This is a genomic window from Streptomyces sp. NPDC059080, assembly GCF_042739975.1.
GTDB lineage: Bacteria > Actinomycetota > Actinomycetes > Streptomycetales > Streptomycetaceae > Streptomyces > Streptomyces benahoarensis.
The window spans coordinates 147,942-172,581 of record NZ_JBHYGX010000003.1; the positions used below are offsets into that span (position 1 = coordinate 147,942).

A 24,640-nucleotide genomic window follows, 5' to 3' on the forward strand; every position below is an offset into this window, starting at 1 on the left:
GTTCCCCGGGCGAGCTGACGGCCTCCCCGCCCGCTGGCCCCGCGAACGCCTGCCCCTCATCCCCGCAACTGCGCGGCCAGCGCACGGATCTGATCGGGTCCCACCCGGCAGCAGCCGCCGATCAGCCGCGCCCCGGCCGCCGCCCAGGTGGCCACCTGCTCCGCGCGGAACTCCGGCGCACCGCACCACGTACGGGCCCCGGCGTCCCAGCTCTCCCCGCTGTTCGGATAGACCACCACCGGCTTGCCGGTCACCCGCGCCGCCACCTCGACGGCGTGGTCCGCGTCGGCGGGTGCGCAGCAGTTGACGCCCACCGCGACGATCTCGTCCGCGTCCGCCGCCACCGCGAACGCCTCCTCCAGCGACTGCCCCGCCCGGGTACGCGCCCCCGCCACGCTGTACGAGAGCCACGCCGGGATGTCCAGCCCGCGCACCGCCCGCACCAGGGCCCGCGCCTCGTCGGCGTCCGGCACCGTCTCCAGGGCCAGCACATCCGGCCCGGCCGTCGCCAGAACCTCCAGCCGGGGCCGGTGGAAACGCTCCAGTTCGGCCACGGTCAGCCCGTACCGGCCCCGGTACTCCGAACCGTCCGCCAGCATCGCGCCGTACGGTCCGGCGGACGCGGCGACGTACAGCGGACCGGTGACCCCGCCCGCCCGCGCCCGGTCGGCCGCCTCCCGGGCCAGCGCCACGGAGCGGCCGAGCAGCACCCTGGCCTCGTCGGCGTCGGTCCCGCGCCGCGCGAACCCCTCGAACGTCGCCTGATAGCTGGCGGTGATGGCCACCTGAGCCCCCGCCGCGTAGTACGCGCGGTGCGCCTCGATCACCGCCTCCGGATCCTCGGCGAGCAACCGTGCCGACCAGAGCGCGTCCCCGAGATCGTGCCCCGCGGCCTCCAGTTGGTTGGACAGCCCGCCGTCGAGGACCACGGGGCCCGCGGCGAGGGCATCGGCGAACTGTGGGGATGTGCGGACCATAGGGAACCTCTCCAGGGGAACGGCGAAGCGGGGACGGACGCCACGGGCATCGCCCGGGCCCCGCCTGCCCGGATCGTCACGCCGCCCGGGCGCGGCGGATGGTGACGGTGAGCGCGACGGATCCGGCGCGACTCTGGTCAGCGCGGTGTGCAGCTGCTCCAGCAGGATCCGGACGGCCGGCCCCGGAGAGCCGTCCGCCCGCCAGGCCAACGCGACCCGGCCACGCAGCGGCGGCTCGGTCAGCTCACGGGTCCACAGCCCGGCCTCCGCCGCGACCGGATCCGGCAGCGCGGGCACCACGGCCACCCCGAGGCCCCGCGCGGCCAGCTGGGTGACCAGCCCCGGGGACGCCGCCTCGAAGGCGATGTCCGGCCGGAACCCGGCCCGCGTACAGGCGCGTTCGAGCACCGCGCGCAGGCCGGTGCCGCGCGGCAGACCGATCAGCCGCAGCCCCTCCAGCGCGGTGAGCGGCAGCGCTCCGCCGACGGCACGGTCGAACACCGGACGGCGACGGTCGCGCTCTCGCCCGTCGCCACGCGGTGTTGGTGTACGCGGGCGCGCCGTGCCCTGGAGCACCCAGTGGCCCGGTACCCGCAGCTCCGCCCAGTGGGCGTCGTCGAAATCCAGGTCGGCGAACGCGGTGTCCCGGGCGGCGGCCGTCGGCGACAGCCGAAATCGCCAGACGCCGTTCAGCGACAGCCGTGCGGCGTCCGACCCGGCGTACCAGGGCCGGGGCGGCAGCGTCCCGCTCCCCGGCGACCGGTCCTCGTGATACGGCACGGTGGCCCTGCCGGGCGCCGGTGGGGTACCGGTCATGACTCCTCCTCGCTGCGGGGCACCGGCCCGGCGGCGGGCTGCGGTGCGACGGGGACCGGGACGGTCGGGATCGGTGCGCAGGGGATCGGTTCAGCGAAGCACGCCCCGCCGCCCACCCGCAGGAGGGCGACGGGGATCGGCCGACGGACACCCGGACGCACCGGGGACCGTCCGGCGCTATCTGTCGTCCGGTCCCGCACCCGTCCGCGAATCCGGGGCGCTCGCGGCGTCCGAACCGGATATCGCGGTGGCGAGCGCCGCCGCCGGATCCTCCACCGCCGGGCCGACGGGCGCCCAACGGCCCTGCTCCTTGCGGTACGGCCACCAGCGTCCGTCCCGCCCGTGGCGCACCTGCGTGTCGGCGCCCCGCACCGTCCAACGGCCGTGCGACATCCGCAGCTCGGGCTGGTCGGCGTCCTGCGGCCAAGCGGCGGCCAGCTGCGCCCGGGCGCGCACCAGATCGGCTGGATCCGGCACCCGGTCCTCCTCCAGGACGTCGAGTGCCTCCACCCCGCCCAGCCGCCAGGCCCGGACCGCCAGCGTCATGGCCCGCGCATCGCGCCCCGAGCCCGCCGCCAGACGCGCCGTCACCGCGGGCCCCGGACCGGTGGCCGCCAGCCGCACGGCGTCCTGCGCGCGGGTGAGCGGGGACAGCGCCCGACCGGGCCGGTCGGCGAGGGCCCCGGCCAGCAACTGCCGGGCCCGCGCCGCCGTGTCCGCCCGCAGCAGCTCCAATGCGGCGACCTCCACCCCTGGCTCGGGCGGGGTGCCGCCCCCGAGGGGAGCCGGGTCGTCCCAGGCTTCCACCGGTGGCGGCAGGGCGGGCAGCGGCGGCAGCGCCTCCCGCGCCGCGTACGCCTGCGCCGCGGGGGTGCCGACGGCCGCCGACGGCCGCTCCCCGGAGGCGTCGGTGGCCCGCGCCGCGCTCCGGGTCTGCAGTTCGTCCAGCAACTCCCGCTCCCCGCGACCGCGTACCAGCAACAGCAGGAACGGGTCCTCGTCGAGCAGCCGGGCCAGTTGGTAGCAGAGTGCGGCGGAGTGCGCGCAGTGGTCCCACTCCTCACAACTGCACTCCGATTCCAGATCGCCGATGCCCGGCAGCAGTTCGATGCCCACGGCCGACGCGTCCTCGGCGAGCACCGGCGGCATGTCCCTGTCCAGAAGGGCGGCGATGTGCCCGGCGCGGTCCGCCATCACATCCAGCAGCCGGTCCCACTCCCGCGGGCCGAGCTGCTGCAGCAGGACATCGGCGCGGTGCCGGGTGTGATCGCGGTCCTGCACCATGGCCGTGATCCGGCCCGGGCGCACCGACACGGCTCCGACGGCACCGGCCCGGGCATGCCGCCGCCCCTGCTTGACCTGCTGCCCGTCGAGCGCGGTGTCCTCCAGCGCCTTCAGCCAGGCCCGGCCCCACCAGGTGTGCGCGAACGCCCCGCCGCGCACCGCGGGCAGCGCCGCGAAGGTCCGCTCCGGCACCGCCTCGCGCCCGCCGGACCCCCGCCCGGCCTCAGGATCCTCGTACTCCGCCCGCATCTCTTCCACGGCCCCCGTCACCCCGTCCCACTCCCTTTCCCGTACGCCATGTCCGTCGTTCCCCTGATACCGCGGCCGTCCCGTCATCCGTGCTCTCCCCGCAGGGTGACCAGCTCCGCCAGCTCGGCGTCGGTCAGCTCGGTCAGCGCCGCGTCGCCCGAGCCGAGCACCGCGTCGGCCAGCCGCTGCTTACGGGCGAGCATGTCGGCGATGCGGTCCTCGACCGTGCCCTCCGTGATCATGCGGTGCACCTGGACCGGCTGGGTCTGCCCGATGCGGTACGCACGGTCGGTGGCCTGGGCCTCGACCGCCGGATTCCACCAACGGTCGAAGTGCACGACATGGGAGGCACGGGTGAGGTTCAGCCCGGTGCCGGCCGCCTTCAACGACAGCAGGAACACCGGCACCGCGCCCTCCTGGAAGCGCCGCACCATCTCCTCCCGCCGCGCCACCGGCGTCTGACCGTGCAGCAGCTGCACGGGAATGCCGCGCCCCGTCAGATGCCGCTCCAGCAGGCGCGCCATCTGTACGTATTGCGTGAACACCAGCACACTCGCCTCCTCGGCCAGCAAGGTCTCCAGCAGTTCGTCGAGCAGTTCCACTTTTCCCGAACGCCCGGCGATACGCGGCGAGTTCCCCAAACCCTCCGAAACCGGCGCACCCGTAGGAGCCCCGGTTTCCCGCGCGGGAACCGGTACTTCCGGCCGCCCGGAGGAGGCCCCTCCGCCGCCGTCCAGCTCCTTGAGGTACTGCGCCGGGTGGTTGCAGATCTGCTTGAGCGAGGTGAGCAGCTTGACCACCAGCCCGCGTCGCGCGAAGCCGTCCGTCCCGGCGATCTCCGTGAGCCCTTCCCGCACCACCGCCTCGTACAGTCCGGCCTGTTCGGCGGTGAGGGTCACCGCGCGGTCGGTCTCCGTCTTCGGCGGCAGCTCGGGAGCGATACCGGGGTCCGACTTACGGCGGCGCAGCAGGAACGGCCGCACCAGCCGCGCCAGCCGCTCGGCCGCGGCCACCGCCCCGGGGGAGGCGGAGCCGCCCTCGATGACCTGGGCGTAGCGCGTACGGAACCGGCCGAGCGGTCCGAGGAGCCCCGGTGTCGTCCAGTCGAGGACGGCCCACAGCTCGGAGAGGTCGTTCTCCACGGGTGTACCGGTCAGCGCCACCCGCGCCTCGGAGGGCACCGACCGCAGCGCCCGCGCGGTCGCCGACGCGGGGTTCTTCACATGCTGCGCCTCGTCCGCGACGACCAGCCCCCACCCCGCTTCCGCCAGCCGCGCGGCGTCCATCCGCAGGGTTCCGTACGTGGTGAGGACGAACTCGTCCGGCGCGATCTCCACCAGGCTGCGCCGCGCACCGTGGTAGCGGCGGACCGCGGTCCCCGGGGCGAACTTCTCGATCTCCCGCTGCCAGTTGCCCAACAGGGAGGTGGGGCACACGACGAGCGTGGGACCCGCGGTCTCCCGGTTGGCCGCGCGGTGCAGATGCAGCGCGATGAGCGTGATCGTCTTGCCCAGGCCCATGTCGTCGGCGAGGCAGCAGCCCAGGCCGAGCGAGGTCATCTGGTGCAGCCACCCCAGTCCGCGCAGCTGGTAGTCGCGGAGGGTGGCGGCGAGCGCCGCGGGCTGCTCCACGGGCGCACGGCCTGGGTGTTCGGGATCGGCGAGCCGGTCCCGCAGCGCGGCCAGCGGGCCCGCCACCTCGACCGCGACCCGGTCGCCGTCGTCGGTCTCGGCGCTGCCGGTCAGCGCGGCGCCCAACGCGTCCAGGGGCGTGAGCGTACGGTCCGCGCGCCCCCGGGCGGCCCGTAGCGCCTCCGTGTCGACCAGCACCCACCGGTCCCGCAACCGCACCAGCGGCCGGCCCGCCTCGGCGAGCCGGTCCAGCTCCGCCCGGTCGAGGGCCTGGCCGCCCACCGAGAACCGCCAGCTGAACGAGAGCAGCGCACCAGCCGACAACAACGCCGCCGGGCCACCGGGCCGCCCGCCCCACGCCGCACCGCCGTCCCCCTGGGAACGGAGCTCCTCCCCAGGGGCGGCACCATCTTCGGCATGCGCCGGTCCTGAGCCGCCCCCGGGTGCGGCGTACTTCACCACCGCGTGGCTGGTCAGGCCGGTGGCCAGCTCCTTCGGCCAGTGCACCTGCACCCCGGCAGCGGCCAGCGACCGCCCCGCCGGGCCCAGCAGGGCCACGACCTCCTCGTCGTCGAGTTCCAGCGTGTCCGGTACGGCCGCCGAGAGCAGCGGGGCGAGCGGAGCCCACACGGCGGCCGCCCGGCGCAGCGTGACCAGTGTGTCCATCCGGGCCCGCGCGCCGAACGCCTCCCCGGCGGCCGAGCCCCCCGCCCATACCTCTGCCGCATCCGTCACCACGCCCGGATCCGTCACGCTGTGCACCTGGAGGACGGCCGCGAAGGTGAGGCTCCCCGGGGCGGCGAGAGGAGCGGGGCCGCCCTCCCCGGAGGCCGCGGGCAGGCCGCCCGGCCCACGGACCTCCATCCGCAGTGAGAGCAGTACGCCCGCGTCGTGCCCGGCGGCGATGTCCGCCGCCCAGGCGTGCTGCTCCGGGATGTGCTGCGGGGCGGTTGCAGCGAAGGCCGGGGCGTTGGTGACGAGGCCGGCGGCGGGGGAACGGGGCAGCCCGTCGGCCACCGCGTCGAGGAAGGCCCGCAGATGCCGCTCCGGTTCGGGCAGCAGGACGGGGCCGTCCGGGGCCTGGCCGCCCAGGGCGGGAAGGGGCGCGGCGCGCGCGTACGGCGGCATGGCGGCGGCCAGGGCACGCACCCGCTCCCCGTCCGCCGCGTCGAACGGGCCCAGCCGCCAGGCGTCGTATCCCTGGGGACTCAGGCCGGGCAACAGCCGCCCCCGGGCGACGAGTTGCAGCGCGACCACCGCGGCCGTGCCCCAGAGGGCGACGGAGGGGTCTGCATCGCCGCCGCTCCGGGCGCGCGTCAGCAGCGGCAGCGCCTCTGCGACGGGAAGGAGGACGGCCGGTACCTCGCGCAGCACGATGCCGTCGTCCCAGGGGCGCGCGTCACCGGTTTCCGCGCCCCCGGACGGACGGTCGTGTTCCTGGGTGAGCGCGACCGTCACGCTGCCGGTGGGCGCCGGGAGCTGTCCGTCCCGGCCCGGTGCGGGGGCGAGGTGGGCATCGGCGGGCCCACCGGGGCGATCGGCATCGGGTGGCGTGGTGGTCAGGGCGCTCAAGGCGTCCACGGCGGGACCCAGGGGCGCGCCGTCCGGGCGCCAGAAGGCGACCCGCCCGCCACGCGGCGGATCCGAGGGCAGGAAGGTGGCCGCGCAGCCGGTGAGGGCGGCCGACAGGCTCGGCTGAGGGGCGGAGGGTGACAGCGGGAGGTGGGTCACGGCGGAACGGACTCCTCAAGTTTGACTACTGCCCGATGTGGCGCCCGAGGGTACAGGACGCGCAAGCTGTTCATGGAACCTGCGGAGCCCGCACGGCGTTCAAGGAGTGACAGAGCGCGGTACGTGCCGCGGAAGGGGAGTGAATCCATGTCCACACGGGCGAAGGTCGCAGTGGGTGGCGTCGCGGTGGGAGTGGTCCTGCTGTGGCTGCTGCCGCTCTGGGCGGCCCTCCTGGTGATGGTTGGTGTACCGGCCGTCGCCTATCTGACGCTGGACCCCTCCCAGCGCCGCCGCCTGCGGCACGTGAGCCGCAAGCAGCTGGGCCGCTGAGGCGGTCGGGGGCCGGGCTGCCTTCCGCCGCCAGGGAGCGAATGCTGTCCGGCGACGGGGGCGGCTTGGGCGTACCCGCAGTTGCTCGCGATGCCGGAGCTGCTTGCGATGCCTGGGGCCGCTCGTGATGCCGGAAGCTGCTTGCGATGCCTGGAGGCGTTGCGATGCCTGAGGCTGTTCGTGATGCCGGAAGTTCGGCCGTCGGATCACCGGTGTCCGTCCGGCGCAGGAGTCCCTCACCTCCGTGGAGCTCACTCGCAGGCTCGCGCCTCTACGGGCCCGGTACCGGCCGACCCGCCACCTTACGCACGCACTGATCGCCGCGAACCCGCCCTCCGCCCGGGCACCCGACGCAACCCAGGCCCGCCATGGTCAGAACTGCCACCCCTGCTCTTGGCGCTCCATGCGGGCCCCCGCTCCCGGCAGGCCGCCCGGCCCGGGTAAGCGCCCCGGGTCGGACGGCGCTCGACCTCCTCTCCTGTCCGTGTCACGCCGGTCGGCACGTCGTGCCGTTCAGCTCGCGCTCACCCTCGTCGTACGGCCTCCGTGCCGGTGTCAGGGCCCCGGTACACGGGGCGCGGCGCCACCGGCCGGTGGTTGTCCGAAGGGCGCCTGCGGGCCCCGGTGGTGTGGCCGCCCCGAAACACCCCGCCGCAGGACGCCCCCGAGCCGCAGCCGTGCCCCTTCCCCCGGGCTGTCGCCGCCCCCTCGAATGCCGCCCCTGCGAACGCTCCGGCGGCCGCCGTGCCGTCCGTCCGCTCCGTCGTGTCAACGGTCCGTGCGTGGCCCTGTCCCGCCACCGTCATCTGGATGCGCGCACCACTCATCACCTGCATCAATGCCTCCCCGTGAGCTTCGTCGACCGATGCAGGACAAGTCCATCACGAGGGTCTGACAATCGACGTCGACGCACGCGGCGACGCCCGGCCCGCCCTCACGGCCAGCACCAGTGGCCAGCCGGGCAGCGCGGTGACGACGCCGTCCTCCCCGGGGGAGAGGCCGTACTCCATGCCGCAGTCCCACGCGGCGACGGCGCACGCCACCAGCGACACGTCCTCGGTGGCCACGGTCCACCGGGCGCCCCGGCCGTCCTGCCCGAGGACCAGCCCGTACCCCTCGGCGTACGGTTCGAGGCCGAGTCCCGCGCACACCTCCGGGTAGTCGTCGCCCAGCACGCTCGGGAACTGCGCGGGCGTCAACAACACCGCCGTCAGCGAACAACTGGTCGTCGCCAGCGCCTGGCTCGTCGACACGCGCGCCACCCCATCCGGACCGTCCGTCATCGTCGGCGCACCTTAAATGGCTCGGTACGGCCTTGCCGCCAGCCGCGGGCGCCCTCCGCCGCCCGTCGTCCGAGGGCCGGAACGCGCCACGATGTCTTCCGGCCATGCTTCCCGGCGCACCTACAGGACGCGCCCCCGGCACCTAAGGTCGAAGCCCTTCCCACCGAACAGACGGCTGATTGCCGCCTTCCGGTACAGGCCGCCCGTCCGGCCGCCCGTACGGTGGTGCGCACCGCCCTGCGGCTGCGCGCCCGCGCGGTGCGGCTGATGCCGCCGCGCCGGACCCCGCACTACGCCCGGCAGAACCCCGAGATCAAGGGCTATCCCAACGGCTTCCGCGTCGCCGACCTGGGCACCTTCCCGGGGCGCCGCGCCCGGAGGGCCCGGATCCGTCGACGACCCCAGGGGGAGCCGGTCCCACGACCGGTACCGGGGAGCCCGCCTGAGCGCTCAGACCCGGCGCACGGCGAGTGCCAGGTAGCGGTCGTCCTCGTCGGCGTACCGCACCAACTCCCAGCCCGCACCGGCCAGCAGGGGCCGCAGATTCGGCTCCGCCCGCAGGTCGTGCGGGGTGAGCGGCCGTCCCTTACGGGCGGCGAGCGCGGCCCGGCCCACCGGGTGGAACAGCGCCAGCCGTCCCCCGGGGCGGACCGCCCTGGCCCATTCGGCGAGGCTGTCCCCGGGGTCCGGAACGTGAGAGAGCAGCCCCGCGGAGAAGACGGCGTCGAGCGCCGCGTCGCCGACGGGGAGGCGGGACGCGTCCGCCAGTAGCAGGAACGCCGACGCGTCCCTCCCGGCCCGTACGGCGGCGTCCAGCATCTCCGGGGTGAGGTCGGCGCCCAGGACGAGTCCGCGCGCCCCCACCGCTGCCCGGAGCGCGGGCAGCGCCCGGCCCGTGCCGCAGCCCGCGTCCAGGGCCCGTTCCCCGGGCCGTAGGTCCAGTGCGGCAACCCCGGCGGCGTAGGCCGGGTCGTCGCCCGGGAAGCGGACGTCCCAGTGGGCCGCGCGCGGGCCGAAGAACGCCCTTACGTCCTGCGGGTGTTGGGTGTCTCCGTCGGCCATCGGGCTCCTCCGGGGGCGAGACGGTGTCCAGCCCGGGAGGGCGGCTCCGGGGCGGGGCGTGGCGGACGGGCGGGCCGCCACCGTGCCGGTACTCGTGGCCCCAGTGTGCCGCGAGCGGCGCTCCCCGGGGCGGCGCGGTCCGCCACGGGACGCCGCGCCGCCCCGGGGTCACGCCGCGAGATCGGCCATGGCGACCACCTTGTCGACGTGGACCCGGACCACCAGTTCGCCGGGGACTCCATTGCGCGCGCCGAACTCCTCGGCCCGCTCCTCGCCCATGTAGCGCGCCGCGATACGGGTGGCCCAGTGCCGCACGTCCGCCACGTCCTCACCGATCTCGGCGGTGCCCTGGACGACCACGAACGCGAACGGCGGCCGCTCGTCGTCCACGCACAGCGCCACCTTGCCGTCCCGCAGCAGATTGCGGCCCTTGACGGTCTCCTTGCCCGTGTTGAACACCAGCTCATCGCCGTCCACGACGAACCAGACCGGAGCCACATGGGGGAGGCCGTAGTCCCGGACGGTCGACAATTTGCCGGTGCGGATTCCCTCGGAGAGGAACTTCAGCCACTCTTCTTTCGCCATTTTTCGTGCCATGTGCACATACTCCCCATCCGCAGCGATCATGCCGCGCAGGGCACGCCGCAGGGCCGCTTGCCGAGACGCCGGAGGTGGGCCACGCTGGCACAGCAGTCTTGTACCGGCTGCCGTCCGCACCAGGGGTGGGGACGGGGACACGGGGAGGAAGCGGCATGGCACTGACCAGCGGGCTCGACTGGCTGCTGGACGATCTGACGCAACGTGTGGAGAAGGTGCGGCACGCGCTGGTTCTCTCCAACGACGGCCTGGTCACCGGCGTGAGCCAGGGTCTCGCACGACAGGACGCGGAACACTTGGCCGCGGTCGCCTCGGGCCTGCACAGCCTCGCGAAGGGCTCCGGGCACCACTTTCGCGCCGGTCGGGTGCGGCAGACGATGGTCGAATTCGACGATGTGGTCCTCTTCGTGACCGCCGCGGGTGACGGCAGCTGCCTGTGCGTACTGGCGGGCCACAACGCCGACATGGGGCAGATCGCCTACGAGATGACGCTGCTCGTCAACCGCGTCGGTGAGCATCTCGGCGTCGCGGCACGCAAACCGCAGAGTTATCCACAGGCCCGAGAGCAGGGTTGACCGACTGTCACACACCCCCGCTATGGTCATAACTGTCAGTGACCGACCGGACTGCGGGGGAATTGCCATGACAGTCATGCACGACGGACAGCAGACACTCACGATGGGCCAGGCGGCCCGCGAACTGGAGCTGCGAACGGGGGAGTTGGAGCTGGCCGTCCAGCTCGGCGCGGTGCACACGGTCCCGGCGGGGAACGCACCGCGGCCCGGCGCGGCGCACCACCGGCGCCGCGTCCCTGCCGGAGAAATCGCCCGGCTGCGGTCCGAGCCGGACTACCCGGACGCCTTCCGGGAGCGGATCCGCACCGTCGGAACCACGGAAGCCGCCACCCTGATGGGCATCGGCCCCGGCCGCTTCCTGCGCCTGACCAAATCGGGTTGCTTCAGCCCTGTCAGGTTCTACGTCAACCGCTACGGCGCCCTCGTCTGGCTCTACCTCGCCTCGGAGGTCGCTGCCTTCGCCGACCGCGCGCCCGACCTGCTGCACGCCAACACCCCGGCGGCCATGCGGACGATGCTGGACGAGGGACAGGACTGGCGCGCCCGCCAGTGGCGTGGCCGACGCGTCGCCCAGCTCATGGGCCAAGCGGCCGACGCCTGGGAAGCGGCCGCCGTCATCGCCGCGGTGCTACCCCCGGAGGAGTTCGCCTCCGTCGTCCAGGACCCGGCGGAGCGGGCTGTGCTCCGCGGCCTCAAGCCCCACTTCGCCTCCGTGATCACGGCCACCGCGGCCGCCCGCGAATCCTATGAGAGCGTCCTGATCGCCGAGGCGTTCGACGAGGTGCTGTGGTACCGCGTCAACCTCAACCGCGCCGTCGAACAGGCCCGCGACGAAGCACCGGACCGCACGCGGAGCGTCACCCACGGGCTGTCCAGGATGCCCCGCCGACGACGGTCCGCGGCGCCGACCGGGCCCGGCCGACGCGGACCGTCCGACCCTCACACCGGGCGGAACAGGCCCTCCTGGACGACGGAGACCAGCAGCCTGCCCTCCCGGTCGTAGATCGAGCCGCGGGCCAGGCCCCGGCCGCCCGTCGAGATGGGGGACTCCTGGTCGTACAAGAACCACTCGTCGGCGCGGAACGGCCGGTGGAACCACATGGCGTGGTCGAGGGAGGCCATGTCGAAACCGCGTGGCCCCCACAGCGGCTCGACGGGGAGGCGGACCGCGTCCAGCAGCGTCATGTCGCTGGCGTAGGTCAGGGCGCAGGTGTGCACCAGCGGATCATCGCCGAGCGGCCCGACCGCGCGCATCCACACCGCGCTGCGTGGCTCGGCCCCCTCGACCTCTTCCGGCGTCCACCGCAACCGGTCGACGTACCGGATGTCGAACGGCTGCCGCCGGGACATGCGCTCCAGGGCCTCGGGCACCGCGCCCAGATGCGCGCGGGCCTCCTCCGCGATCGTCGGCAGGTCCTCCGGTCCGGGCACCTGACGGAGCGGCAACTGATGGGTGAAGCCGGGTTCCGGCTTGTGAAAGGAGGCGGTCAGATTGAAGATCGTGCGCCCCTGCTGGATGGCGACGACCCGGCGCGTGGTGAAGGAACGTCCGTCACGCACCCGCTCGACCTGGTACACGATCGGCACCCCGGGGCGGCCCGGGCGCAGAAAGTACGCATGGAGGGAGTGGACCGGCCGGTCGCCCTCCGTGGTCCGCCCGGCCGCCACCAACGCCTGCCCCGCGACCTGCCCGCCGAAGACCCGCTGGAGGGACTCCTGCGGGCTGCGGCCCCGGAAGATGTTCACCTCGATCTGCTCCAGGTCGAGCAGATCCACCAGCTTCTCCGCCGGATTCGTCATGGCCGGTGGCCCTCAGCCGCGGCCCGCCGCGTCCCGCTCACAGTTGTCCCACCTCCGTGACACGCACCACCGCGCGCCCCTCCTCGTCGGAGGCGGCCAGATCGACCTCGGCGGAGATGCCCCAGTCGTGATCACCGTTCGGGTCGGCGAAGGTCTGCCGCACCCGCCACAGACCGTGCTCCGCGTCCTCCTCGATCCGCAGCAGCTTCGGGCCGCGCGCGTCCGGGCCGGTGCCCAGCTCCTCGTACTCGTCCCAGTAGGCGTCCATCGCGTCGCCCCAGGCATCGACGTCCCAGCCGGAGTCCGCGTCCAGATCGCCCAGCTCCTCGACCTTGTCCAGCGCCGCGAGCTCCACCCGACGGAACATCGCGTTGCGGACCAGCACCCGGAACGCCCGCGCGTTCGACGTGACCGGCCGGACCTGATCGGCGCGCTCCGCGGCCTCCTCCGCCGTCTCCGTCTCCGGATTGGCCAGCTGCTCCCACTCGTCCAGCAGACTGGAGTCGACCTGACGCACCATCTCGCCCAGCCAGGCGATGAGGTCCTCGAAGTCCTCGGACTTGAGGTCGTCGGGGACGGTGTGGTCCAGCGCCTTGTACGCGCTCGCCAGGTACCGCAGCACGATGCCCTCGGTACGCGCCAGCTCGTAGAACGAGGTGAACTCCGTGAAGGTCATGGCGCGTTCGTACATGTCGCGGATGACCGACTTCGGCGCGAGCGGATGGTCGCCGACCCAAGGATGGCTGTGGCGGTACAACCCGTACGCGTGGAAGAGGAGGTCCGCCAGCGGCTTGGGGTACTCGACGTCCATGAGCCGCTCCATGCGGTCCTCGTACTCGACGCCGTCGGCCTTCATCTGGGCGACCGCCTCGCCGCGCGCCTTGTTCTGCTGGGCCGCGAGGATCTGCCGCGGATCATCCAGCGTGGACTCCACGACCGACACCATGTCCAGCGCGTACGACGGCGACTCCGGGTCCAGCAGGTCGAACGCCGCGAGTGCGAACGTCGACAGCGGCTGGTTCAGCGCGAAGTCCTGCTGGAGGTCGACGGTCAGCCGGACGATGCGGCCCTCCGCGTCCGGCTTGTCCAGCTGCTCGACGATGCCGCCGTCCAGCAGCGATCGGTAGATCGCGATGGCCCGCCGGATGTGCCGCAGCTGATTGCGGCGCGGCTCGTGGTTGTCCTCCAGCAGGCGGCGCATCGCCTCGAACGCGTTGCCCGGCCGGGCGATCACGGACAGCAGCATCGTGTGCGTCACGCGGAACCGCGAGGTCAGCGGCTCGGGGTCGGAGGCGATCAGCTTCTCGAAGGTGTTCTCACCCCAGTTGACGAACCCCTCGGGGGCCTTCTTCCGCACGACCTTGCGGCGCTTCTTCGGATCGTCGCCCGCCTTCGCCAGCGCCTTCTCGTTCTCGACGACGTGATCGGGAGCCTGTGCCACGACGAAGCCCGCGGTGTCGAATCCGGCCCGGCCGGCCCGCCCCGCGATCTGGTGGAACTCCCGGGCCCGCAGCGTCCGTACCCGGGTGCCGTCGTACTTGGTCAGCGCCGTGAACAGCACCGTACGGATGGGGACGTTGACGCCCACGCCGAGGGTGTCGGTCCCGCAGATCACCTTCAGCAGACCGGCCTGTGCCAGCTTCTCGACGAGCCGCCGGTACTTGGGCAGCATCCCTGCGTGGTGCACGCCGATGCCGTGCCGGACGTAACGCGACAGGTTCCGCCCGAACTTCGTGGTGAACCGGAAGTTCCCGATGAGCTTCGCGATCTCGTCCTTCTCGGCGCGCGTGCACATGTTGATGCTCATCAGCGCCTGCGCCCGTTCCACGGCGGCCGCCTGGGTGAAGTGGACGATGTAGACCGGCGACTGGTGGGTCTCCAGCAACTCGGTCAGCGTCTCCGTCATCGGAGTCGCCCGGTACTCGTACGACAGCGGAACGGGCCGGGTCGCCGACCGGACCACCGACGTCGGCTTGCCGGTGCGCCGCGTCAGGTCCTCCTCGAACCGCGACATGTCGCCGAGCGTCGCGGACATCAGGATGAACTGCGCCTGCGGCAGCTCCAGCAGCGGAATCTGCCAGGCCCAGCCGCGGTCCGGCTCCGCGTAGAAGTGGAACTCATCCATCACGACCTGGCCGATGTCGGCGTTCTTGCCGTCCCGCAGGGCGATGGAGGCGAGCACCTCGGCGGTGCAGCAGATCACCGGGGCGTCCGCGTTCACGGACGCGTCGCCCGTGAGCATGCCGACGTTCTCGGTGCCGAACAGCTTGCACAGATCGAAGAACTTCTCCGACACCAGCGCTTTGATCGGCGCGGTGTAGAAGGTGACCTGGTCGTGGGCGAGTGCGGTGAAGTGGGCGCCGGCCGCCACCAGGCTCTTACCGGAGCCGGTCGGGGTCGACAGGATGAGGTTCGCACCCGAGACCACTTCGATCAGCGCCTCCTCCTGGGCAGGGTAGAGCGCGATGCCCTGCTGCTCGGCCCAGCTCGAAAAGGCTTCGAAGAGGGCATCGGGGTCGGCGACTTTCGGCAAATGATCGATGAGGGTCACGTCCCCATACTGCCTGGCCCCGACCCGTATCCGGGAACCGGCCGCTCATATGGAGATCATCTGACGCTACCCTGTGTCACCGACCAGGCGTCACAGAGACCGGACACCGGAATTCAAGGGGTGGGGAACGACCATGATGGGACCGGCGCATTCGCTGTCCGGGGCCGCGGCCTGGCTGGGGGTGGGGGCGGCGGCCGGAGCCGCCGGGTATCAGATGCCCTGGCCCGTGCTCGTCTGCGGTGCCCTGATCTGCGCCGGGGCGGCGCTCGCCCCCGACCTGGACCACAAGTCCGCCACCATCTCGCGCGCCTTCGGGCCGCTGTCGCGGATGGTCTGCGACGTGGTCGACACGCTCTCGCACGCCGTGTACAAGGCGACGAAGATGCGCGGCGACTCGAACCGTTCCGGCGGGCACCGCACGCTCACCCACACCTGGCTCTGGGCGGTCCTCGTCGGCGGTGGCATGTCGCTCCTGGCCGTCCGGGGCGGCCGGTGGGCGGTGCTGGGCATCCTCTTCGTCCACATGGTGCTGGCCATCGAGGGGCTGCTGTGGCGCGCAGCCCGGGTCTCCAGCGACATCCTGGTGTGGCTCCTGGGCGCCACCATGGCGTGGATCCTGGCGGACATCCTCGACCAGCCGGGCAACGGCGCCGGGTGGCTGTTCACCGAACCCGGCCAGGAGTACCTCTGGCTGGGCCTGCCGATCGTCCTGGGCGCGCTGGTACACGACATCGGCGACGCCCTGACGGTGTCGGGCTGCCCGGTCCTGTGGCCCATCCCGATAGGCCGCAAGCGCTGGTTCCCGGTCGGCCCGCCGCAGGCCATGCGGTTCCGCGCCGGAAGCTGGGTGGAGCTGAAGATCCTCATGCCCGCGTTCCTGCTCCTTGGTGGCATCGGCGCCTTGGGAGCACTCGGTTACGTCTGACCGGCCGCCGTCCCGTACAGGCGGCGCGGTTCCTCGGCCGCGACGACGGTCTCCCGGGCCGTGAGGCCGCGCTCGACCGGCCGGCCCAGGGCCTGATCGACGAGGAGTTCCGGTGCCGAGGCGCCGGAGGTGACCCCGGCGGTTTCCGCGCACCGGATCGCCCGGTTCGACACCGCCGCGCAGCCGCCGTGCCCGACAGGCGGACCGGCGGCGACTCTGACAGGCGGACCGGCAGGGTGGCCGCCGGTCCGCCCCGCACCTCAGCCGTGCCAGGAACGCCACAGTGCCGCGTACGCGCCGTCGGCGGCCACCAGTTCCTGGTGGCTGCCCAGTTCGCTGATCCGGCCGCCCTCGACCACCGCGATGAGATCCGCGTCGTGGGCGGTGTGCAGTCGGTGGGCGATGGCCACGACCGTGCGGCCGTCCAGCACCTGGCCCAGCGACCGCTCCAGGCTGCGGGCCGCGCGCGGATCGAGCAGCGACGTCGCCTCGTCGAGGACGAGCGTGTGCGGATCGGCCAGCACCAGCCGGGCCAGCGCGATCTGCTGCGCCTGCGCCGGGGTCAGCGCGTGGCCGCCGGAGCCGACCTCGGTGTCCAGCGCTTCCGGCAGCGCCCGCGCCCAGCCGTCGGCGTCGACCGCGGTCAGCGACGCCCACAGTTCGTCCTCGGCGGCCCCGGCGCGGGCCAGCCGCAGATTGTCGCGGAGCGAGCCCACGAAGACATGGTGCTCCTGGTTGACCAGCGCCACATGGGAGCGGACCCGCTCGGCGGGCATGGCGGACAGCTCCGCGCCGCCCAGCGTCACCGAGCCGGTCCGGGGCCCGTAGATCCCCGCCAGCAGTCGGCCGAGCGTCGACTTCCCGGCCCCGGACGGACCCACCAGCGCGAGCCTGCTGCCGGGCCGCACCCGCAGCGACACCTCGTGCAGCACGTCCACGCCCGGCCGGTAGCCGAAGCGCACCCCGTCGGCGTGGACGTCCCGCCCGTCGGGGGCGAGCGCCGCGTCGGCGGCGTCCGGCTCGATCTCCCGTACGCCGACGAGCCGGGCGATGGACACCTGGGCCACCTGCAGTTCGTCGTACCAGCGCAGCACCATGCCGACCGGCTCGGTCATCATCTGCGCCAGCAGCGCACCGGTCGTCAGCTGCCCGGGCGTGATCCGGCCCTGCAGGACGAAGACGCCGCCGAGGATCAGCACCGTGCCGTGGAGCAGCACATACGTCACATTGATGACGGGGAAGAACACCGAACGCAGATAAAGCGTGTACCGCTCCCAGCGGGCCCACTCGCGCACCCGCTGTTCGGAGAAGGCCACCCGCCGTCGGCCCAGGCGGTGTGCCTCGACGGTGCGGCCCGCGTCGACGGTCTCGGTGAGGGCCGCGGCCACCGCGGCGTACCCGGCGGCCTCGGAACGGTAGGCGCGTGGCGCACGGGCGTAGTACCAGCGGCAGCCGACGATCAGCAGCGGGAGCGCGATGACGACGGATACGGCGAGCGGCGGCGCGGTGACCACCAGCCCGCCCAGCAGCAGGGCGATCCAGACCACCCCGATGGCGAGCTGCGGCACGGCTTCCCGCATGGCCTCGGAGAGCCGGTCGATGTCCGTGGTGATCCGGGACAGCAGATCGCCGGTGCCCGCCTTCTCCAGGACGCCCGGCGGCAGCGCCACCGACCGTACGAGGAAGTCCTCCCGCAGATCCGCCAGCATCTCCTCGCCGAGCACGGCCCCGCGCAGCCGCACGATGCGGACGAAGACCGTCTGCACCAGCAGCGCGGCGAGGAAGAGCGCGACGGTGGCGCCCAGCGGGAGGGAGGTGGTGCCGCGGGAGAGGTCCTCGGCGAGCCCGCCGAGGAGGTAGGGGCCGGTCATCGACGCGCAGACCGCCGCGACGTTCACGCCGATGAGCAGCGCGAACGCGCGGCGGTGCCGCCGCAGCAGCCCGGCCACGTAGGACCGCACCGTCGCCGGGGAGCCGACCGGCAGGGTGGTGGCGGTCTGCGGGGTGTCCGGATCGTGCTTCGGCGGGGCCAGGCCGATCATGCGGTCTCCTCGATCGGGGCGGTACGGGCGGCGGTGTCCGCGGGCCGCAGACGGTCGTCGCCGGGGAGGGCGGACGGTGCGGCGTCGCGGGTGACGACGGAGCGGTACGCCGGGCAGGTGCGGAGCAGCTCGCGGTGCGGGGCGGCGGCGGCGAGTACGCCGTCGCGTAGGAAGACCACCTGGTCCGCCCGGTCGAGCAGCAGCGGGCTGGAGGTGAGGACGACGGTGGTGCGGCCGGTGCGCAGCGCCCGCAGCCCGTCGGCGATCCGCGCCTCGGTATGTGCGTCGACGGCGCTGGTCGGCTCGTCGAGGACGAGGACCTCGGGGTCGGCCACCAGGGACCGGGCGAGGGCCAGGCGCTGGCGCTGGCCACCGGAGAGGGACCGGCCGCGTTCGGTGATACGGGCCGTGCCCGGGTCGCCGGACGCGTCATCCGACGCCTGTGCCAGCGCGGCCAGCACATCGCCGCACTGGGCCGCGGCGAGCGCGTCGGCGGCGTCGACACGGCCCGAGGCGGGGATGTCGAGGAGTTCGCCGAGGGTGCCGGAGAGGAGCGTCGGGTCCTTGTCCTGGACGAGGACGGCGGCGCGCGCCGTATCGCGGGGGACGTCGTCGAGCGGGATGCCGCCGAGGAGGACCGACGGCGAGTCCGGGGGAGTGGCGCCGGGCTCGTCGGCCGGTGGTTCGGCGTCCGGTGCGTGGCCGCCGAGGCGGTCGGCGAGCCGTCCGGCGGCGTCCGGGTCGCCGCAGACCACGGCGGTCAACCGGCCCGTGGCGGCGGTCAGTCCGGTCACCGGGTCGTGCAGATCGCCGGTGAGCGGGCCGTCCGGGGTGATGCGTCCGCCGGTGGGGCGGGTCAGGGCCAGCACCCGGGCGGCGCGGTCGGCCGAGGGGCGGGCGAAGGAGTACGCCATGGCCGTCTCCTCGAAGTGGCGCAGCGGGAAGAGGAGGAAGGTGACCGCGCTGTAGACGGTGACCAGCTCGCCGACCGCGATCCGGCCCTGGAGGGCGAGGTGGACGCCGTACCAGACCACCGCGACGAGCAGCAGCCCCGGCAGGGCGACCTGGACGGCGGAGATCAGCGACCACATACGGGCGCTGCGGATCGCGGCGCGGCGCTGTTCCTGGGAGGCGGTGCGGTAGCGGTCGAGGAAGAGGTCCTCGCCGCCGATGCCGCGCAGCACACGCAGCCCGGCGACGGTGTCGGAGGCGAGTTCGGTGGCGCGTCCGGCCTTCTCGCGCTGTGCGTCGGCGCGTCGGGTCGCGTGCGGCAGGAGCGGCAGCACGGCCAGCGCCAGGACGGGGGCGCCTGCGGCGACGACGAGGCCGAGGGCCGGTTGGTAGAGCATCAGGGCGACGCAGACGCCGACCGAGGTGACGGCCGCGGCACCGAACCGGGAGACGCCCTCGACGAGCCAGCCGATTTTCTCCAGGTCGCCGGTGCCGACGGCGGTGATCTCACCGGAGGCGACGCGGCGGGTGAGCGCGGAGCCCATATCGGTGGCCTTGCGGGCGAGGAGTTGCTGCATCCGGGCGACCGCGGTGATCCAGTTGGTCACGGACGCGCGGTGCAGCATCGTGTCGCCGAGCGCGACGAGCGCGCCCAGGACGGCCAGCAGCCCGCCGGCGAGGGCCAGTCGGGAGCCGGACCGGTCGACGACCGCCTGGACGGCGAGGCCGACGGGCACCGGGAACGTGGCCTGCGCACCGGTGTGCACCAGCCCCCAGAAGAGGGCCTTGATCTGGCCGCCCAGTTGGGTGCGGTGGAGCCAGAGGAGGAGTGAGCCGCCGCTGCGGACGTCGGGTTCGCCGGGGTCGGTATGGGGAAGGTCGCGAATCTGCATGGTGTCCAGAGGCGTTGGGGTCGGGCGCCGGGTGCGACGCACGGGGCGGCGGGCCGGATGTGGCCCTGGTGGGGTGGTGCGGCGGGCGCGGTCTGCGGGCCCGTGGCGGTCGGCGTCGGGGGCGGAAAAGGTCCGGGGGTACGCGGGTGCGGTGCGCCCGTGGTGCCCGGCGCTCGCCCTCGCCGCCGGGGCCCGGCGCCGGGCCGTCACCGTGCGAGTGCGCGCACCGGATGCCGCGGCCCCGCCGGGCAGGGCGGATGACGCGGCGTCGCGGACACGTTCAGGCAGGCTGGCGCGGTGACCGGTTGATTTCAAACGGTTTTCCGCGGCGCGGGCCATCCCGGACAGCTCCGGGCCGGGCGACGGTCCGTGACCGGCACGCGGCCGGACGGCGGCTGAGGCATTGTCGGTGGGGGGTGGGAGCATGGGGCCATGCGACATGCGGGTGGTGCGATTCGGGCCGTGGCGTCGGCCGCGGCGGGGCTGGTGCTGCTGGTGGGCTGCGGCTCCACCGGGCAGAGCGGCGGGCAGGGCGACGACCACGCCGGTGGCCGGGCCCACGGCGGACACGGCGCGGGCGGGAGCGAGGACAGCGCCCGCGCCACCCCGCTCACCCACGTCCCCGGCATCGGACCGGCGCTGCGCGCCCGGATACCCGCCGCCTCACGTCAGGTCGTCGCCGTCTACGGCCGTGGCGCCGACTCCCCGGACGCCACGCTCGTCCTCTACGACAAGGGCCCCAAGGGGTGGGAGAAGAAGGGGAGTTGGGCGGCGCACAACGGGCGGCACGGCTGGACGACGGACCATCGTGAGGGCGACAAGCGCAGCCCCGTCGGGGTGTTCACGCTGACCGACGCGGGCGGGGTGCTCGCCGACCCCGGGGCCCGGCTGCCGTACACGCACACGGCGGCGTTCACCCCGCCCGCGTACTGGTCGAAGAACACCCGGCACGACTTCGACTACGTCGTCGCCGTGAACTACAACCGCGTCCAGGGCCGGTCGCCGCTGGACCCGGAGCGGCCCGAGGGGCAGTCGAAGGGTGGCGGGATCTGGCTGCATCTCGACCACGGCAGCGGTACCTCGGGCTGCGTCAGCATCGCCAAGGAGGGCATGGCCGGTCTGCTGCGCGCCCTCGATCCGGCCCGCCGTCCGGTCGTGGTGATGGGGGACCGGGCCCACCTCACGGGGTGACCCGGGCCCGGGCGCCGCGGCCCGGGCCCGCCGTCGGCTGCTACTCCGCGGGCCTCTCCGAGTCCATGCCCGCACGGGCCTTCTTCCAGTGGCCGCGGGTGAAGTCCGGGATTTCCTGGGGTGCGCCGCCGGCCTTGATGGAGGCGTCGCTCAGCGGGACGGGCGCGGTCCAGGTCGCCGCGTCGTACACGTCGAAGTCCGGTACGAGGCCGAGCCGCATGCACTGCATCAGGCGGAAAACCAGCATGTAGTCCATGCCGCCGTGGCCGCCCGGCGGGTTGGCGTGCTCCTTCCACAGCCAGTGGTCCCACTCCGCGTACGTCCCGAAGTCGCCCCACTCGTCGTTGCTCTGGTCGGGCTCAAGGTAGATGCGCTCCGGGTAGTCCTCGAAGACGCCCTTGGTGCCGCCGAGGCTGTTGATCCGGCTGTAGGGGTGTGGTGTGGAGACGTCGTGTTCGAGGCGGATGACGCGGCCCTTGGCGGTCTGGACGAGGCTGATCGTCCGGTCGCTCTCGATGTACGACTCCTTCCAGCTCGGGTCGCCGGGCGGCATGTGCTCCTTGCGGTAGGCGGCCAGGCCCAGCGCGGGCGTGCCGAAGCTGGCGATGCGCACCGCGCGGTCGCCGCGGTTGACGTCCATGTAGTTGGCTACGGGCCCGAAGCCGTGGTTGGGGTAGAGGTCGCCGCGGAGCCGGGTGTGCCACAGGCGGCGCCAGGGTCCCTCGTAGTACTCCGGGTCGAACATCAGGCCGCGCAGATCGTGGTTGTAGGCACCGGCGCCGTGCAGCAGATCGCCGAAGAGCCCGGCGTGTGCCATGCGCAGCACCCGCATCTCATTCCTGCCGTAACAGCAGTTCTCCATCTGGAAGCAGTGTCTGCGGGTGCGTTCGGAGAGGTCGACCAGCTCCCACAGCTGGTCGAGGCGGAGGGCGAGCGGGCACTCCACGCCGACGTGCTTGCCGTGGCGCAGCGCGGTCGCGGCCATGTCGAAGTGCCGGTCCCACGGGGTCGCCGCGTAGACGAAGTCGATGTCGCCGCGGGCGCAGAGATGGACGAAGTCCTCCTCGCCGTTGGCGTAGACGGCGGGCGCCGGCTGTCCGGCGTCGGTGACCTTCTTCGCCGCGACGGCCGTCTTCTCCTTCACCGGGTCGCACAGCGCGACGACGCGGACGCCGGGGGCCGCCAGAAAGAGGTCGATCATGCTGCCGCCGCGGTTGCCCAGACCGATGATGCCGACGCGTACGGTGCCGCGTGGCTTGAACGGCACCCCGATCATGGTCTTTCCCTGGGCCGCCGGAGCCGCCGCGCCGGGAGCGGAGGCCGGGCCGCGCGTGGGGGAGGCGGCCGCGGCGTGGCCCGCCGTGAGCCCGCCGAGGCCGAGACCGGCGCCCGCGGCGCCTGCGGTCCACAGGACCGAACGGCGGCTGGGGCCGGGCTCGTCGGACGGGGATGCCTGGTTCGGCGAATGGGCCTCGTTCATCGGTCCTCCAGGAGAGCGGATGGCGGGTGCCTGCGTGAACCTCGCCCAGGACCATGGCGGTTGGGCGGCCCACGGCACAAGAGGGCCGGTTGGACGGAGCGTTCGGGCACTTGGACTTCTCGTCGGCCGCCCCGGGAGGGCTTCACGGAGTCCGCTCCGGGGAGGAGCGAGCGCGCCCGGCTGCGCACCTCACGCACCCCACCCGCCCCGCAATTTCTTGCGTAAATGCCTGAAAAAACTTACGACGAGCCTTGACGTGTTCACGGAAGGACGGCAGGCTCCGACGCGGAATCCCCCCACGGCGGCCTGGCGCGTGGCTGCTTGTTCCCGGGCGCGGTACGTCCGCGCCCGTTCGTCGAAGGAGCCACAAAATGCAGCAACGTTCCCGAGTGCTGGGCGGGACGCTGGCCGGAGTGCTGGCCGCCGCCGGTCTCGCCGCGTTCGTGCCCTGGCCGTCCCAGGCCACCCCGGGCGGAGAGCGCGCGACCGCCGCCCCGGCCGGGGAGAAGACGGTCACCGCCACCCTCTTCGAGCGCCCGTTCGCCGAGGTCGCCAAGGCGTGCACCCACCAACTCGGCCCGGCGGGCTACGGCTACGTCGAGGTGTCACCCACCTCCGAACACCTCCAGGGCGACCAGTGGTGGACCTCCTATCAGCCCGTCAGCTACAAGATCGCCGGGCGGCTCGGTGACCGTGACGCCTTCGCGGCGATGGCCAAGGCGTGCCACGCGGCCGGGGTCAAGGTCGTCGCGGACGCCGTCATCAACCACATGTCCGCGGGCTCCGGCTCCGGCACCGGCGGCTCGCAGTACACCAAGTACGACTACCCGGGCGTCTACCAGGACCAGGACTTCCACGGCTGCCGCAAGGACATCTCCGACTACGGCAACCGCGACGACGTACAGAACTGTGAACTGGTGGGCCTCGCCGACCTCGACACCGGCAGCGACGCGGTCCGCGGCACGATCGCCGGTTACCTCGACGACCTGCGCCAACTCGGCGCCGACGGCTTCCGGATCGACGCCGCCACACACATGGCCGCCGACGACATCGCCGCCATCAAGGGCAAGATGAGCCAGGACCCCGGCTACTGGGTCAGCGAGGTCATCGCCGGTGACGGCGAAGCCGTCACACCCGAGGAGTACACCGGCATCGGGGACGTCGACGAGTTCCGCTACGGCACTCACCTCAAGAGCGCCTTCCAGGCCGGCGCCATCGCGCAGCTGAAGTCCGTCGGTGACGGCAAGCTCCCCGGCGACAAGGTCCGCACCTTCGTCGACAACTGGGACACCGAGCGCAACGGCTCCACGCTCACCTACAAGGACGGCGACCGCTACACCCTCGCCAACGTCTTCCTGCTCGCCTCGCCCTACGGGGCGCCCAACGTCTACTCCGGCTACACCTGGGACGACAAGGACGCGGGCCCGCCCTCCGGCGCCGACGGCTGGACGAACGAGCACGCCGCCACCGCCGTCACCGGGATGGTCGGCTTCCGCAACACCGTCGGCTCGGCCGAACTCGCCAACTGGTGGGACAACGGCGGCGACGCGATCTCCTTCAGCCGCGGCGATTCCGGCTTCGTGGCCCTCAACGACGGCGACGGCGACGTCTCCCGCACCTTCACCACCGCCCTGCCCGCGGGCACGTACTGCAACGTGGTCAAGGCGGCGCCCGGTGACTGCGCGGGTAACACCGTCACCGTCGGCGACGACGGCACGGCGCAGCTGACGGTGCCGGCGCGGAGCGCGGTGGCGCTGCACATCGGCGCCGAGGAGTGACCCGCGCCGGGTGCGCGCCCGCCGGGGGGCGCGCACCCCGCCTCAGCCGTCGTCCGGCCGCGTCGCCCGCTCCAGCTCCGCCTCGTCGCCGAGGTGTTGCAGGGAGCAGGTGGGGTGGAGCACTGCGGAGCCGGCACGTCGGTGGACCTCCAGGCGCGGCAGTAGCTCGCGGGCGGCCCACACCACCGAGTCGACGACGGTCAGCTCCGCGTGCAGCGCGCGGTGGGCGGGCGTCAGATACGGCACCACCTCGCGGGTGATACGGAGCGTGCAGGACGACGCGTCGACGACCAGCGGCAGCCGCCCGCCCGCCGTCCAGCCCCAGGCCGCCTCGACGATGCGGTGGGCCATCACCACAGTGCCCCGGTCGTAGCCCTTGGAATGCCAGATCGTGGCGCAGCACGTACCGGTGACGTCCGGCGGGATCCACACCGGCGTACCGGCCCGCCGTGCCAGCGTCACCACCGCCTCCGGCAGCGACGGGATCTGAACAG

17 protein-coding genes and 4 pseudogenes are annotated in these 24,640 nt (G+C 73.3%); 7 read left to right on the forward strand and 14 right to left on the reverse strand.

The window, feature by feature from the left end; genetic code table 11:
• Nucleotides 1-56: 56 nt before the first annotated feature.
• The 4 genes and pseudogenes from mmuM to ACFWWQ_RS03130 form a co-directional block, all read right to left on the reverse strand.
• Nucleotides 57-977 carry a homocysteine S-methyltransferase gene (gene mmuM / locus ACFWWQ_RS03115; RefSeq protein ID WP_384589516.1) on the reverse strand — a complete coding sequence of 307 codons (921 nt, stop codon included), beginning with the start codon at nucleotides 975-977 and terminating at the stop codon, nucleotides 57-59.
• Between the two features lie 153 nt (nucleotides 978-1,130).
• Nucleotides 1,131-1,793 (reverse strand): annotated as a pseudogene (locus tag ACFWWQ_RS03120) (LysR substrate-binding domain-containing protein); the annotation flags it as partial.
• A gap of 177 nt (nucleotides 1,794-1,970) precedes the next feature.
• A complete protein-coding gene (locus ACFWWQ_RS03125; protein WP_384589519.1) occupies nucleotides 1,971-3,326 on the reverse strand; it encodes an SWF or SNF family helicase in 1,356 nt (451 codons plus the stop codon).
• An 83-nt stretch (nucleotides 3,327-3,409) separates the two neighbouring features.
• Complete coding sequence (locus tag ACFWWQ_RS03130; RefSeq protein ID WP_384589163.1) at nucleotides 3,410-6,688, reverse strand: SNF2-related protein; 3,279 nt, start codon at nucleotides 6,686-6,688, stop codon at nucleotides 3,410-3,412.
• A 147-nt stretch (nucleotides 6,689-6,835) separates the two neighbouring features.
• Between ACFWWQ_RS03130 and ACFWWQ_RS03135 the strand changes: the two genes are divergently transcribed.
• A complete protein-coding gene (locus ACFWWQ_RS03135) occupies nucleotides 6,836-7,018 on the forward strand; it encodes a hypothetical protein (RefSeq protein ID WP_143940830.1) in 183 nt (60 codons plus the stop codon).
• Nucleotides 7,019-7,947: 929 nt separating this feature from the next.
• On the opposite strand, the pseudogene ACFWWQ_RS03140 reads toward ACFWWQ_RS03135, so the two are convergent.
• Nucleotides 7,948-8,239: pseudogene (locus ACFWWQ_RS03140) on the reverse strand (hypothetical protein); the annotation flags it as partial.
• A 237-nt stretch (nucleotides 8,240-8,476) separates the two neighbouring features.
• Between ACFWWQ_RS03140 and ACFWWQ_RS03145 the strand changes: the two are divergent.
• Nucleotides 8,477-8,715 (forward strand): annotated as a pseudogene (locus ACFWWQ_RS03145) (DUF2236 domain-containing protein); the annotation flags it as partial.
• Nucleotides 8,716-8,751: 36 nt separating this feature from the next.
• Here ACFWWQ_RS03145 and ACFWWQ_RS03150 read toward each other — a convergent pair.
• Nucleotides 8,752-9,363, reverse strand: a complete 612-nt coding sequence (locus ACFWWQ_RS03150; RefSeq protein WP_384589167.1) for a class I SAM-dependent methyltransferase — start codon at nucleotides 9,361-9,363, stop codon at nucleotides 8,752-8,754.
• A gap of 168 nt (nucleotides 9,364-9,531) precedes the next feature.
• Nucleotides 9,532-9,960 (reverse strand): PPOX class F420-dependent oxidoreductase, encoded by a 429-nt coding sequence (locus ACFWWQ_RS03155; protein ID WP_384589522.1) that lies wholly within the window; start codon nucleotides 9,958-9,960, stop codon nucleotides 9,532-9,534.
• 155 nt (nucleotides 9,961-10,115) lie between these two features.
• Here ACFWWQ_RS03155 and ACFWWQ_RS03160 point away from each other — a divergent pair, with 155 nt between their 5' ends.
• Both ACFWWQ_RS03160 and ACFWWQ_RS03165 read left to right on the forward strand, forming a co-directional pair.
• A complete protein-coding gene (locus ACFWWQ_RS03160) occupies nucleotides 10,116-10,535 on the forward strand; it encodes a roadblock/LC7 domain-containing protein (RefSeq protein WP_345087803.1) in 420 nt (139 codons plus the stop codon).
• Between the two features lie 67 nt (nucleotides 10,536-10,602).
• On the forward strand, nucleotides 10,603-11,538 hold the full coding sequence (locus ACFWWQ_RS03165; RefSeq protein WP_384589171.1) for a DUF6397 family protein: 936 nt from the start codon (nucleotides 10,603-10,605) through the stop codon (nucleotides 11,536-11,538).
• On the opposite strand, the gene ACFWWQ_RS03170 is transcribed toward ACFWWQ_RS03165, so the two are convergent.
• Nucleotides 11,475-12,335 carry an acyl-CoA thioesterase gene (locus ACFWWQ_RS03170; protein ID WP_384589174.1) on the reverse strand — a complete coding sequence of 287 codons (861 nt, stop codon included), beginning with the start codon at nucleotides 12,333-12,335 and terminating at the stop codon, nucleotides 11,475-11,477. The two genes, ACFWWQ_RS03165 and ACFWWQ_RS03170, sit on opposite strands and share 64 nt — an antisense overlap.
• Before the next feature lie 37 nt (nucleotides 12,336-12,372).
• Nucleotides 12,373-14,886 (reverse strand): DEAD/DEAH box helicase, encoded by a 2,514-nt coding sequence (locus tag ACFWWQ_RS03175; protein WP_384589177.1) that lies wholly within the window; start codon nucleotides 14,884-14,886, stop codon nucleotides 12,373-12,375.
• A gap of 133 nt (nucleotides 14,887-15,019) precedes the next feature.
• Between ACFWWQ_RS03175 and ACFWWQ_RS03180 the strand changes: the two genes are divergently transcribed.
• Nucleotides 15,020-15,811: a metal-dependent hydrolase gene (locus ACFWWQ_RS03180; protein WP_384589180.1), complete on the forward strand. Its 792-nt coding sequence runs from the start codon at nucleotides 15,020-15,022 to the stop codon at nucleotides 15,809-15,811.
• On the opposite strand, the gene ACFWWQ_RS03185 is transcribed toward ACFWWQ_RS03180, so the two are convergent.
• From ACFWWQ_RS03185 to ACFWWQ_RS03195, 3 genes are all read right to left on the reverse strand, one after another.
• Complete coding sequence (locus ACFWWQ_RS03185; RefSeq protein ID WP_384589184.1) at nucleotides 15,802-15,984, reverse strand: hypothetical protein; 183 nt, start codon at nucleotides 15,982-15,984, stop codon at nucleotides 15,802-15,804. The two genes, ACFWWQ_RS03180 and ACFWWQ_RS03185, sit on opposite strands and share 10 nt — an antisense overlap.
• 87 nt (nucleotides 15,985-16,071) lie before the next feature.
• Nucleotides 16,072-17,853, reverse strand: a complete 1,782-nt coding sequence (locus tag ACFWWQ_RS03190) for an ABC transporter ATP-binding protein (protein ID WP_384589188.1) — start codon at nucleotides 17,851-17,853, stop codon at nucleotides 16,072-16,074.
• On the reverse strand, nucleotides 17,850-19,697 hold the full coding sequence (locus ACFWWQ_RS03195; protein WP_384589192.1) for an ABC transporter transmembrane domain-containing protein: 1,848 nt from the start codon (nucleotides 19,695-19,697) through the stop codon (nucleotides 17,850-17,852). The genes ACFWWQ_RS03190 and ACFWWQ_RS03195 overlap by 4 nt, the downstream gene beginning before the upstream one ends.
• Nucleotides 19,698-20,129: 432 nt before the next feature.
• Here ACFWWQ_RS03195 and ACFWWQ_RS03200 point away from each other — a divergent pair, with 432 nt between their 5' ends.
• A complete protein-coding gene (locus tag ACFWWQ_RS03200; protein ID WP_384589194.1) occupies nucleotides 20,130-20,888 on the forward strand; it encodes a L,D-transpeptidase family protein in 759 nt (252 codons plus the stop codon).
• A 40-nt stretch (nucleotides 20,889-20,928) separates the two neighbouring features.
• Here the strand turns inward: ACFWWQ_RS03200 and ACFWWQ_RS03205 are convergent, their stop codons facing one another.
• Nucleotides 20,929-22,368 carry a Gfo/Idh/MocA family protein gene (locus ACFWWQ_RS03205; RefSeq protein ID WP_384589198.1) on the reverse strand — a complete coding sequence of 480 codons (1,440 nt, stop codon included), beginning with the start codon at nucleotides 22,366-22,368 and terminating at the stop codon, nucleotides 20,929-20,931.
• 371 nt (nucleotides 22,369-22,739) lie between these two features.
• On the opposite strand from ACFWWQ_RS03205, the gene ACFWWQ_RS03210 reads away from it, so the two are divergent.
• Nucleotides 22,740-24,146, forward strand: coding sequence for an alpha-amylase family protein (locus ACFWWQ_RS03210; protein ID WP_384589201.1), 1,407 nt, complete (start codon nucleotides 22,740-22,742; stop codon nucleotides 24,144-24,146).
• A gap of 72 nt (nucleotides 24,147-24,218) precedes the next feature.
• Here ACFWWQ_RS03210 and ACFWWQ_RS03215 read toward each other — a convergent pair.
• Nucleotides 24,219-24,629, reverse strand: a pseudogene (locus ACFWWQ_RS03215) (FAD-binding oxidoreductase); the annotation flags it as partial.
• Nucleotides 24,630-24,640: the final 11 nt, after the last annotated feature.

Coding starts and splice junctions, on each gene's coding strand:
- ACFWWQ_RS03125 (WP_384589519.1), bottom strand. CDS start 3,326: ATGCGGGCGGAGTACGAGGATCCTGAGGCCGGGCGGGGGTCCGGCGGG.
- ACFWWQ_RS03205 (WP_384589198.1), bottom strand. CDS start 22,368: ATGAACGAGGCCCATTCGCCGAACCAGGCATCCCCGTCCGACGAGCCC.
- ACFWWQ_RS03160 (WP_345087803.1), top strand. CDS start 10,116: ATGGCACTGACCAGCGGGCTCGACTGGCTGCTGGACGATCTGACGCAA.
- ACFWWQ_RS03180 (WP_384589180.1), top strand. CDS start 15,020: ATGATGGGACCGGCGCATTCGCTGTCCGGGGCCGCGGCCTGGCTGGGG.
- ACFWWQ_RS03195 (WP_384589192.1), bottom strand. CDS start 19,697: ATGCAGATTCGCGACCTTCCCCATACCGACCCCGGCGAACCCGACGTC.
- mmuM (WP_384589516.1), bottom strand. CDS start 977: ATGGTCCGCACATCCCCACAGTTCGCCGATGCCCTCGCCGCGGGCCCC.
- ACFWWQ_RS03135 (WP_143940830.1), top strand. CDS start 6,836: ATGTCCACACGGGCGAAGGTCGCAGTGGGTGGCGTCGCGGTGGGAGTG.
- ACFWWQ_RS03155 (WP_384589522.1), bottom strand. CDS start 9,960: ATGGCACGAAAAATGGCGAAAGAAGAGTGGCTGAAGTTCCTCTCCGAG.
- ACFWWQ_RS03165 (WP_384589171.1), top strand. CDS start 10,603: ATGACAGTCATGCACGACGGACAGCAGACACTCACGATGGGCCAGGCG.
- ACFWWQ_RS03210 (WP_384589201.1), top strand. CDS start 22,740: ATGCAGCAACGTTCCCGAGTGCTGGGCGGGACGCTGGCCGGAGTGCTG.
- ACFWWQ_RS03190 (WP_384589188.1), bottom strand. CDS start 17,853: ATGATCGGCCTGGCCCCGCCGAAGCACGATCCGGACACCCCGCAGACC.
- ACFWWQ_RS03170 (WP_384589174.1), bottom strand. CDS start 12,335: ATGACGAATCCGGCGGAGAAGCTGGTGGATCTGCTCGACCTGGAGCAG.
- ACFWWQ_RS03200 (WP_384589194.1), top strand. CDS start 20,130: ATGCGACATGCGGGTGGTGCGATTCGGGCCGTGGCGTCGGCCGCGGCG.
- ACFWWQ_RS03150 (WP_384589167.1), bottom strand. CDS start 9,363: ATGGCCGACGGAGACACCCAACACCCGCAGGACGTAAGGGCGTTCTTC.